Origin of the sequence: Leucobacter sp. 7(1), assembly GCF_900163635.1 — a bacterium.
GTDB lineage: Bacteria > Actinomycetota > Actinomycetes > Actinomycetales > Microbacteriaceae > Leucobacter.
The window spans coordinates 63,916-73,337 of sequence record NZ_FUID01000015.1 but is presented as its reverse complement, the minus strand read 5'-3'; the positions used below and the strand labels follow the sequence as shown (position 1 = coordinate 73,337).

Annotated in this window: 12 protein-coding genes; 3 read left to right on the top strand and 9 right to left on the bottom strand. The window is 66.5% G+C overall.

The window, feature by feature from the left end; translation table 11 throughout:
- Window positions 1-56: 56 nt before the first annotated feature.
- The 3 genes from guaB to groES all read right to left on the bottom strand — a co-directional run bounded on the left by guaB (window position 57) and on the right by groES (window position 2,967).
- Window positions 57-1,559: an IMP dehydrogenase gene (gene guaB, locus FM113_RS04010; protein WP_087011745.1), complete on the bottom strand. Its 1,503-nt coding sequence runs from the start codon at window positions 1,557-1,559 to the stop codon at window positions 57-59.
- A 72-nt stretch (window positions 1,560-1,631) separates the two neighbouring features.
- Window positions 1,632-2,555, bottom strand: coding sequence for an EamA family transporter RarD (gene rarD, locus FM113_RS04005; RefSeq protein ID WP_087011743.1), 924 nt, complete (start codon window positions 2,553-2,555; stop codon window positions 1,632-1,634).
- 115 nt (window positions 2,556-2,670) lie between these two features.
- The gene (groES, locus tag FM113_RS04000; protein WP_087011741.1) at window positions 2,671-2,967 is read right to left on the bottom strand and encodes a co-chaperone GroES; all 297 of its coding nucleotides are present in this window, start codon (window positions 2,965-2,967) and stop codon (window positions 2,671-2,673) included.
- 268 nt (window positions 2,968-3,235) lie between these two features.
- Here groES and FM113_RS03995 point away from each other — a divergent pair, with 268 nt between their 5' ends.
- Genes FM113_RS03995 through FM113_RS03985 form a run of 3 tightly spaced genes read left to right on the top strand, consistent with a single transcriptional unit; the run spans window position 3,236 to window position 5,427 of the window.
- Window positions 3,236-3,748: a DUF4190 domain-containing protein gene (locus FM113_RS03995; RefSeq protein WP_254908859.1), complete on the top strand. Its 513-nt coding sequence runs from the start codon at window positions 3,236-3,238 to the stop codon at window positions 3,746-3,748.
- Window positions 3,749-3,758: 10 nt separating this feature from the next.
- Entirely contained in the window at window positions 3,759-4,184 is a 426-nt protein-coding gene (locus FM113_RS18370) for a DUF4190 domain-containing protein (RefSeq protein WP_254908858.1), read from the top strand.
- 4 nt (window positions 4,185-4,188) lie between these two features.
- Window positions 4,189-5,427 (top strand): class I SAM-dependent methyltransferase, encoded by a 1,239-nt coding sequence (locus tag FM113_RS03985; protein WP_254908857.1) that lies wholly within the window; start codon window positions 4,189-4,191, stop codon window positions 5,425-5,427.
- A 16-nt stretch (window positions 5,428-5,443) separates the two neighbouring features.
- On the opposite strand, the gene FM113_RS03980 is transcribed toward FM113_RS03985, so the two are convergent.
- The 6 genes from FM113_RS03980 to tsaE form a co-directional block, all read right to left on the bottom strand.
- A complete protein-coding gene (locus FM113_RS03980; protein ID WP_087011737.1) occupies window positions 5,444-5,881 on the bottom strand; it encodes a hypothetical protein in 438 nt (145 codons plus the stop codon).
- A gap of 201 nt (window positions 5,882-6,082) precedes the next feature.
- The gene (locus FM113_RS03975) at window positions 6,083-6,553 is read right to left on the bottom strand and encodes a DUF4190 domain-containing protein (protein WP_087011735.1); all 471 of its coding nucleotides are present in this window, start codon (window positions 6,551-6,553) and stop codon (window positions 6,083-6,085) included.
- A 160-nt stretch (window positions 6,554-6,713) separates the two neighbouring features.
- Window positions 6,714-7,808 (bottom strand): tRNA (adenosine(37)-N6)-threonylcarbamoyltransferase complex transferase subunit TsaD, encoded by a 1,095-nt coding sequence (gene tsaD, locus FM113_RS03970; protein WP_087011733.1) that lies wholly within the window; start codon window positions 7,806-7,808, stop codon window positions 6,714-6,716.
- Window positions 7,805-8,302, bottom strand: a complete 498-nt coding sequence (gene rimI / locus FM113_RS03965) for a ribosomal protein S18-alanine N-acetyltransferase (protein WP_254908856.1) — start codon at window positions 8,300-8,302, stop codon at window positions 7,805-7,807. Before rimI ends, tsaD begins: the two co-directional genes overlap by 4 nt.
- Entirely contained in the window at window positions 8,299-8,946 is a 648-nt protein-coding gene (gene tsaB, locus FM113_RS03960) for a tRNA (adenosine(37)-N6)-threonylcarbamoyltransferase complex dimerization subunit type 1 TsaB (RefSeq protein WP_254908855.1), read from the bottom strand. Before tsaB ends, rimI begins: the two co-directional genes overlap by 4 nt.
- Entirely contained in the window at window positions 8,943-9,392 is a 450-nt protein-coding gene (gene tsaE / locus FM113_RS03955; RefSeq protein WP_254908860.1) for a tRNA (adenosine(37)-N6)-threonylcarbamoyltransferase complex ATPase subunit type 1 TsaE, read from the bottom strand. Before tsaE ends, tsaB begins: the two co-directional genes overlap by 4 nt.
- Window positions 9,393-9,422 lie beyond the last annotated feature (30 nt).

Below are 9,422 nucleotides of genomic sequence, written 5' to 3'. Positions count from 1 at the left end.
GAGGTTCTCGTGATTTCAACCAGGCTCGCCGCTACCAACGTCCTGGCCGGGTACACCTAGCGCTTGTAGTTCGGTGCTTCGACGACCATCTGCACGTCGTGCGGGTGCGACTCTTTGAGCCCCGCCGCGGTGATGCGCACAAAGTTGCCGCGCTCCTTGAGCTCGGTGATTGTGCGCGAGCCTACGTAGAACATCGACTGGCGCAGTCCGCCGATCATCTGGTGCGTGACGGCACCCACGGGACCGCGGTACGGAACCTGCCCCTCGATGCCCTCGGGGATCAGCTTCTCGTCGCTCGGCACGTCGGCCTGGAAGTAGCGATCCTTCGAGTAGGACGTGCGCTCACCCCGGGTCTGGAGCGCGCCGAGCGAGCCCATGCCACGGTAGTTCTTGTACTGCTTGCCGCCCACGAAGACAAGGTCGCCCGGGCTCTCATCGGTTCCCGCAAGCAGCGAGCCCATCATCACGGAGGACGCGCCGGCCACGAGTGCCTTCGCGATGTCGCCGGAGTACTGCAGGCCACCATCAGCGATCACGGGGATCCCAGCCGGGGTCGCAGCCTTTGCCGCTTCGTACACGGCAGTGACCTGGGGCACGCCCACGCCCGCGATCACACGCGTGGTGCAAATCGACCCGGGACCCACGCCGACCTTCACCGCATCGGCACCGGCCTCGACGATCGCCTTCGCGCCAGCGTACGTCGCGACGTTACCGCCGATGACGTCGACCGCGGCGAACGCAGGGTCGGCCTTGATCTTCGCGATGATGTCGAGCACGCCACGGCTGTCGCCGTTCGCGGTGTCCACGACGAGCACGTCCACGCCCGCATCGACAAGCTGCCCGGCACGCTTCCAGGCATCGCCAAAGAAGCCCACCGCGGCACCCACGCGCAGGCGGCCGGCGTCATCTTTGGTGGAGTACGGGTACTGCTCTTCCTTGTCGAAGTCCTTGACGGTGATGAGACCGGTGAGGCGCCCCTCACCGTCGACAAGGGGAAGCTTCTCGATCTTGTGCTTCCGGAAGATGGCCGCGGCCTCCTCGCGAGCAATGCCCACGGGACCCGTGATGAGCGGCATCCGGGTCATCGCCTCGGAAACGCGCACGTTGGCGCGATCCTTCGGATCGATGAAGCGCATATCGCGGTTCGTAATAATGCCGAGGAGCACGTCGTTCGAGTCCACGACGGGCAGGCCCGACACGCGGTACTCGCCGCAGATCGCATCAACCTCAGCCACCGTCGCATCGACGGTGGTAGTGACGGGATTCGTAATCATGCCCGCTTCGCTGCGCTTCACCCGGTCGACCATTTCGGCCTGATCCTGGATCGACAGGTTGCGGTGCAGGATCCCGAGCCCGCCATTGCGGGCCATCGCCACAGCCATACGGGTCTCGGTGACGGTGTCCATCGCCGCAGAAACGAGCGGGATGTGCAGCGAGATACGCCGGGTGAGCTGGGTGGTGGTGTCTGCCTCGCTGGGGATGACGTCGGTATGCCCAGGCAGGAGCAACACATCGTCGTAGGTCAGACCGGTGAAGGCGAAGGGATCACGCTGTTCCATGGAACCTCATCTGTGTTGTGGTTGGAGACTGGTGGGTACGGCGAAGCCCGGGGTGAGGCCACCGCACCACACTCAGTCTAAGGGAATCGGGCCCGTATTGAGCTGCGCTCCGGGCGAACGCCGGAGCTGAATCACCATGTCAATAATCAAGATCACAAGTGCAATCCACACGGCGACAAACCCGATCCAGCGCCCGGCCGACACTTCTTCGTGCATCACGAAGTAGCCGTACAAGAAGCCGAGGATCGGGGTCAGGAACTGCAAGAACCCGAGGTATGAGAGCGGCAGGCGGCGAGCCGCCTCGCCGAACAGAATCAGCGGGATGCCCGTCATTACCCCGCTGAACAGCACAAGCACGAGCACACCCGTGCCATACGTGTAGGCGGCGAGGCCGGCGGTGCTCGCCACCCAAATGATCTGGATCACCGCGATCGGGGCGGTCGTGAGCGTCTCGACGGTCAGCCCGGTCAGGCCGTCGACCGACTCACCTGCGTGCTTATGCACGGCCCCGTAGAGCCCAAAGGACACCGCGAGGCCGAGCGCGATCCACGGGAAGCTCCCGTAGGCTACCGCGGCAACAGCGACGCCGACCGCCGCGATCGTCACCGCGGTCCACTGCATCCGGCTCAGCTTTTCGCCGCGCACCACGACCCCGATCAGGATCGTGAACAGCGGGTTGATGAAATAGCCGAGCGAGGTCTCGATGACGTGCCCGCTCATCACGCCGATGACAAAGATCTGCCAGTTTGCGTACAGCAGCAGCGCGGAGAGCGCGAACCAGCCCAGGAGACGGGGCGTGCGCAGGATCTGCACAATGCTGCGCCAGCGCCGGGTCAGCGTAGCAAGGATCGCGCAGAAGACCAGGGTCGCGCCCACCCGCCACGGGACGACCTCCAGCGGGTTGACCATCGCGATCAGGCCGAAATAGAACGGGAACGCGCCCCAGAGCAGATAGGCAGAGAATCCGTATCCCAATCCGGCGCGCGTTTGTTTCACCGATTCAGTCTACTCCCGCACTGGGCTCGCGCAGACCGGCCCTGCGTATCCGGCACAAAAACGCAACGGGCACCCTGGCCCGAAGGCCAGGGTGCCCGTTCGCACGTGTCGCGAGTTAGCGCGTGACGACTGCGAGGATGTCGCGTGCCGACAGGACGAGGTAGTCGTCGCCGCCAACCTTGACCTCGGTGCCACCGAACTTCGAGTAGATGACGACGTCGCCCACAGCAACGTCGAGCGGGATGCGGGTGCCGCTGTCGGAAACGCGGCCGGGGCCCACGGCCACAACTTCGCCTTCCTGCGGCTTTTCCTTGGCGCTATCCGGGATCACGAGACCGGATGCAGTGGTCTGCTCGGCCTCGACCTGCTTGATAACGATACGATCCTCGAGCGGCTTGATGGCAACCGACACAGTTGACCTCTTTCCAGGTTGACGAGACTTCTCGCGCCCGCCCGATGCGAGCGCGTCTACCTCAGAGTCTAGGACGCCTGTTGGCACTCATGCAAGGGGAGTGCCAGTTCGAAGGATCGCGGAAAGCGAACGCGCCACTGGGAACACACCAGGAACTTCCCGCCGGAATCCTCCCACATTCAGACCCCGCCGGTAGACTGGCCACAACCGAGGACGGGGCTGTATGGGGCCGCTTCCCCTGAATACACCGGTGCCCCAAGGAGAAATCATGTCGATGCCACAGGACCCCCAGGCCGGCGCATCCCCGCAGCCTCCCGCCGAGGGCAGCGCTGCGACCGAGCAGTACCCGACGACCGCGGCAGGAATGACGCAGCCGACGGTGCAGTTGCCCGCGAGCGCTCAGCCCACCCCGGCCGAGACTCCGGCCCAGTCGGTGCCCGCGTATGCGCAGGCACCCGCCCCGTATGGTGCCCCGTACCAGGCAGCACCGGCTGCGGCGCGGACGACCCCCCAGGGAACCACACTGGATAAGACGAACACGTTTGCGTTCCTCTCGATTATCCTCGCCTTCTTCTCCCCCGTCGCCGGCATCGTCTTCGGCCATATGGGCCTGAGCCAGATCAAGCGCACCGGGGACTCGGGACGCGGCATCGCGCTCACCGGGCTCATCATCGGCTACGCATCGTTCGCGTTCCTCGCAATCTTCCTGGTGCTCTACATCGGGTTCATCGTGATGATGGTCGGCCTTGCAGCCGAGTCGATTCCGAGCTACAGCTACTAAGCCGGACCCCGTGACCCAGCAGCCACCTCCCGGCACCACGCCGCCGCAGGACCCTCAGAGCACCGAGGGCCCGCGGTACGCACCGCCGGTCTACGCCGCGCCCGAGTACCCCACTCCGGGGTACCCGGGGACCCCGGCATGGCAGGATCCGCAAACACCGGTGTACCCGGTCGCCGCTCCGGTACAGACCCGCTCCGTGGTCGCGACGAACACGCTGGCGATCCTCGCGCTGATCTCCGCATTTGTTGCGCCGTTCGTGGCACCCGTCGTGCTCGGTCACATCAGTCTGAACCAGATCAAACGCACCGGCGAGGGCGGGCGTGGCCTCGCCATTGCCGCGCTCATCCTCGGGTACATTCAGGTGGCGTTCTGGGCGTTGCTGATCGCGTTCTTCATTTGGGTCGGGGTCGTCGCTGCGGCCGCGCCCGTCATGTAGTCCGGTGAGCACCGATGCACCCCCGGGATGGGATTTCCTGTTTGAGAACGCTGGGCTCGATGCGCTGAGCCGCACCGCTGGCGAACTCGCGGGCGGTGCCGACCCTACGCGCCTCAACACCGAACTCCGCCGCGGCGGTCTCACGCCAGAGCAGACAGCCGCGGTCCTCACGCAGGCAATGCTGCGACTCAAGGGCCGCGCCAAGTTCGGCGATCTTGCCATGTCACTGCTCTTCACTCCGGCCGGCCTCGAACAGGCGACCCGAGCCGGCGTGGCGGCGCGGCACGCCGCCCGCTTCCGCGACGCGGGGTGCACGCGCGTTGCCGATCTCGGGTGCGGCATCGGGGCCGAGTCGATCGCGCTGCTCGGGGCCGGGATTACTCCGCTCGCCGTGGAGCGGGATCCGATGACCGCGCGCATCGCCGCGCACAATCTGGGGGTCGCCGCGGCGCACCATCGTAAGCCGCTTCCGGAGGTACGGGTCGGCGACGCCGAGATGTTGGGATCGGGCGACGCTGACGGGGTGTTCCTCGACCCCGCCCGCCGCACGGCCGGCCACTCCGACACCCGCCGAGTCGCCTCACCCAGTGACTACTCCCCCTCGCTCGACTTTGCGTTCGGATTTGCGGAGCATCTCCCGACCGGAGTGAAGCTCGGACCGGGTCTTGATCGCGAACTCATTCCGGATGCCGCAGAGGCCCAGTGGGTGTCGGTCGACGGCCAGGTTGTCGAGACCGGCCTCTGGTTTGGCGCACTGGCCCGACCCGGAATAAAGCGGTCAGCCCTGGTGCTTCGGGACGGCAGCGCCGCCGAACTGAGTGCGGACGCGGACAGCGCCGACGCGGACGTCCGCGAGCGCGGCGAGTACCTGTATGAGCCCGACGGCGCCGTGATCCGCGCGCGCCTCATCGGCAAGCTCGCGCAGCAGATCGGTGCGGGCATGCTCAGCGATGGGATCGCGTACCTCACCGCGGACCGTCACGTCCCGACCGCATTCGCGCAACCGTTCCGGATCCTGGAGGAACTCCCTGTGCGCGAAAAAGAGCTCCGCAAGGCGCTCGCGACGCGCGGGATCGGGACGCTTGAGATCAAGAAGCGCGGGGCCGATGTCGACCCTGCAGCACTGCGTGCCCGGCTCAAGCTCCGCGGCTCCAAACGAGCAACGCTGTTCCTCACCCGCGCAGCCGGTGCGCACGTGGCGCTGCTCGCGGAACGCGTCACCCAGCGCGGGCTGCCCGGCTAGACCGGCATCACACAAGCTACTCGAACTGTGCTGCCTCGCGTTCGAGCTGTTCTTCGATCTGTTGCTGGACTGCCGGATCGTTCGCGACCTCCTGCACCGTTTGGGCGGCCCACACGAAGATCCAGATCCAAAGGGCCAAGCCGATCACGATCCCGACCGACCCTGTGATGATTCCGGTCAGGCTCAGGCCACGCGGCTGTTTCTTGACAGTCGCAACGATCCCAAAGATCAGGCCGATCAGCGAGACGATCGGGCCCCAGAACGGGACGAAAAACATGACAACTCCCACAATTCCCACGACCATGCCTGTGATCGCGAAGCCCTTGGGGACGAAGGGGACCGTGGCCTGTGGAGGGGGTACTGGAGGGAGGCCGGGTTCCGCGAGTGGCGGGAAGCCTCCCGGCGGAGGACTGCGGTGCGGCGGAAACTCGGTGTTCGGCTGGTTGTCAGACACGACGCTCCTTGCGTGCGAACCGGATATGAACCCCGGGACAGTCCGGGATTCCGTACGCACCGAGCATAAGGAGCAGGTCGGGCCTGGGTGGCCGGATCCGCCACATTAACGTGCGCGGGCCCGCAATCACTCAGCAGCTTGCCGTCGTGCTGAGTGGTTGCGGGCCCGATTCCCCCGAGAACAGAGTCTCGGAGCCTGCCTCTAGTTCGTGGTGGAGGATTCTTCCTCGAGCTGCTGCTGCAGCTGCTCGAGCTCCTGCTGGAACTCGGGGTTGTTTGCGATCTGGCTCGCCGCGACAAGCAGTCCGATCCAGATGATGACGCCCACGATAATCGCGAGTGCACCCGTGATAATGCCGGTGATCGCCATCCCCTTGGACTGCTTCTTCACGATTGCCACGATGCTCAGGATGACGCCGACAACGCCAAGCAGCGGACCGAACACGGGGATAAAGAACAGCACGATCGAGGACAGCAGACCCACAATGCCGAGGATCATGCCGGTGATCGCGAGACCCTTGGGCTGCACGGGCGCAACTCCGTAGCCCGGCTGTGGTGCCGACGGGTAGGGCGCCGCGGGTGCCTGGGGCGGGACCGGTGCCTGCGGGGGCACGGAGTTCTGGGGCGGGACGGGACTCGGGTTCGGGTCGTTGCCCGGCAGGTTCTCAGACATGATTCTCCTTGGTGTCGAACGGTGACACGGCGGCTCTGTGAGCTCCGTATGTATCGAGCCTACGGAACGTTGTGCGCAAGCAGTACCCGAAATTCCGAATTTGCACAGATTCGCCCCTGTTCGCCGCACATTTCACGGGTGTCGAGTGGGGACGGGCCGTCTACTCCGCCTGTACCTGCTGCACCGGCAGGGTCGAGTCAGCCCCGAAGTCCAGGCTCGACGGGGCGCGCCCCGTCGCCACAAGCTGCGCGCCGAGCGAGGCGATCATGGCCCCGTTGTCGGTGCACAGCGACAGCGGCGGTACCCGGAGAGTCACCCCTGCAGCCGCGGCCCGTTTCTCCGCCAGCTCCCGGATCCGCGCGTTCGCGACCACGCCGCCCCCCAGCAGGAGGCGCGGAACGCCAAGATCCGCGCACGCTGCGAGCGCCTTTGTGAGCAGTACGTCCGCGACCGCTTCGCGGAAGCTCGCCGCAACGTCTGCCACGGGAAGCGGTTCGCCCGTTGCCTCGTGCTTTTCCACCCAGCGCGCAACGGAGGTCTTGAGACCCGAGAAGGAGAAGTCGTAGCGATGCCGCTCAAGATCCTTCGGCCGGGACAGGCCGCGCGGGAAGCGGATCGCCTCGGGGTTGCCCGTCGCTGCCACGCGATCGATCTGCGGCCCGCCGGGGTACGGGAGTCCGAGCAGGCGGGCAACCTTGTCGAAGGCTTCCCCGGCCGCGTCGTCAATCGTTTCGCCCAGCAGTTCCACGTCGTTGACGAGATCCCGCACAAGCAGGAGCGAGGTGTGGCCCCCGGATACCAAGAGCGCGACTGTCGGCAGCTCGAACTCACCGACAGGCCCGACCGCGGGCCGCAGTCCTTCACCCTGGAGCAGGTCGGCGCCCACATGGCCCACAAGGTGATTGACCGCGTAGAGGGGCTTCCCGAGCGACACCGCGAGCGCTTTTGCGGCCGCGACGCCGACCATGAGCGCACCAGCAAGGCCGGGTCCGCTCGTGACCGCGATCGCGTCGAGATCCTCGAGCCGCACGTCGGCATCGGCGAGCGCCTGCTGGATCGTCGGCGTCATTGCTTCGAGGTGCGCCCGTGCAGCGACCTCGGGAACCACGCCACCGAATCGGGCATGCTCGTCCATCGACGAAGCGATCGCGTTCGCCAACAGCGTGCGACCCCGGACGATCCCGACGCCGGTCTCGTCACAACTCGTTTCGATCCCCAGGACCAGCGGCTCGGCGGACGGTGCGCTCGCACTCATCGGTTCTCCTTCAATTCAGCTCGCATCACGATCGCGTCCACACCCTCCGGCTGGTAGTAGCGAGGGCGCACGCCGATCTCCGCAAAACCCAGCGACACGTAGAGCGCGTGCGCAACGGGGTTGTCGGCGCGCACCTCAAGGAAAAGCTCCCGCGCACCGCGGGTGGCGGCCGCAGCGATGAGGGCTTCCATCAGGCGTCGACCGTTCCCGGCACCGCGCGCATCGGAAAGCAGGCCGATCGTTTGGACATCGCCCACCGCACCGACGACAAAAACGCCCCCGTAGCCCCACACTGCCGGAGCTGTGCCGTCCTCCGGCACAGTCTCCAACACGAGGTAGCTGCGGTGCTCCGCGGCGAGTTCTTCAGCGAGGGAGACGCGGCTCCAGGCAGAATCCGCGAACACTGTCGATTCGATCTGCCACAGCGCGTCGAGATCGGCACTGGTTGCGGGACGGATCCGCGTGGCCACGGATGCCTGCGGGGTCTCGCTCACGTGCTGACCCGCTTCGGGGCACCCGGCTGCACCACATCGGGAGCGCGCAGGTACTGCGCGCGATCCTCCGCGAAGGGCTGGCCCGCGGCCAAGCGGCGCGCGGCGAGCCTGATGAGCGCGGCGCCGGGGATTGTCTCCGGCCAGACCTCATTGGTGACCGGCATGTAGTCCGCACGAGCCACGAGTACCGGCCCGCTCAACGTCTCGGGGATACCAGCCCAGCTGAGACCCGAGTACTCGGTCACAAAGAGTTCTCGGCGGCGCGCGTCCTGCACCACTCGGACACCCGCGGTGGCCCCCTGTTCCAAGATTTCAAGCGCGACGGCCTCGTGGCCTTCGAGTGGCATCACTGGCACCCCGCGGCCCAGCGCAAACGCGTGCGCTGCCGCGATGCCCACGCGGAGGCCTGTGAACGGACCCGGCCCGATTCCCGCGATGACGCCGGTGACCCGATCCGGCGCGACGCCACTTTCAGCAAACACGGCGGCGAGCAGCCCGCCGATCGCTTCGGCGTGGCCGCGCGCGTCGAGGCTTTCCGCAGTCCAGATCCGCCCATCAGCACCGAGCGCGACCGATGTGCCAATCGCGGTGTCAATCGCGAGGAGTACGTGCTCCCCGAGCTCCGGAATCTCGATCGGTGTCACAGCGTCTCCTCCGCCCAGCGCGGCCCGGTCCCGTGCAGCGTCACAGTGCGCGCCTCGATCGGGGCCTCGGACCAGTCCATGTCTTCCTCGTCATCGCCGCCGGTCGGCCGTTCGATCACAACTTCGAGCCAGGACTCCCGCGTGTCCACGAGTCCTGCACCCCACTCCGCAACGACAACTGACCCCTCAAAGTCGAGGTCCAGATCGTCGAGCTCGTCCGCCCCGGCAAGGCGATACGCATCGACGTGCACGAGCGGCGCACCGCCCACAAGTGATGGATGGGTCCGCGCCAGCACAAACGTGGGGCTCTGCACGGGTCCCCGCACACCGAGCCCCTCCCCGATTCCCCGGGTCAGCGTCGTCTTCCCGGCCCCGAGCGGTCCGGTGAGCAGCACGAGGTCTCCCGCGCGCAGGACGCCACCAAGCCGCAGCCCCAGCGTGTGCATCGCCTCCGGGTCAACGACCTCATGCACGCT

Bases quoted from the DNA above. Each gene is read 5' to 3' on its own strand.
- FM113_RS03975 (WP_087011735.1), bottom strand. From the start codon at position 6,553: ATGTCTGAGAACCTGCCGGGCAACGACCCGAACCCGAGTCCCGTCCCG.
- tsaD (WP_087011733.1), bottom strand. From the start codon at position 7,808: ATGAGTGCGAGCGCACCGTCCGCCGAGCCGCTGGTCCTGGGGATCGAA.
- tsaE (WP_254908860.1), bottom strand. From the start codon at position 9,392: ATGCACACGCTGGGGCTGCGGCTTGGTGGCGTCCTGCGCGCGGGAGAC.
- guaB (WP_087011745.1), bottom strand. From the start codon at position 1,559: ATGGAACAGCGTGATCCCTTCGCCTTCACCGGTCTGACCTACGACGAT.
- FM113_RS03995 (WP_254908859.1), top strand. From the start codon at position 3,236: ATGTCGATGCCACAGGACCCCCAGGCCGGCGCATCCCCGCAGCCTCCC.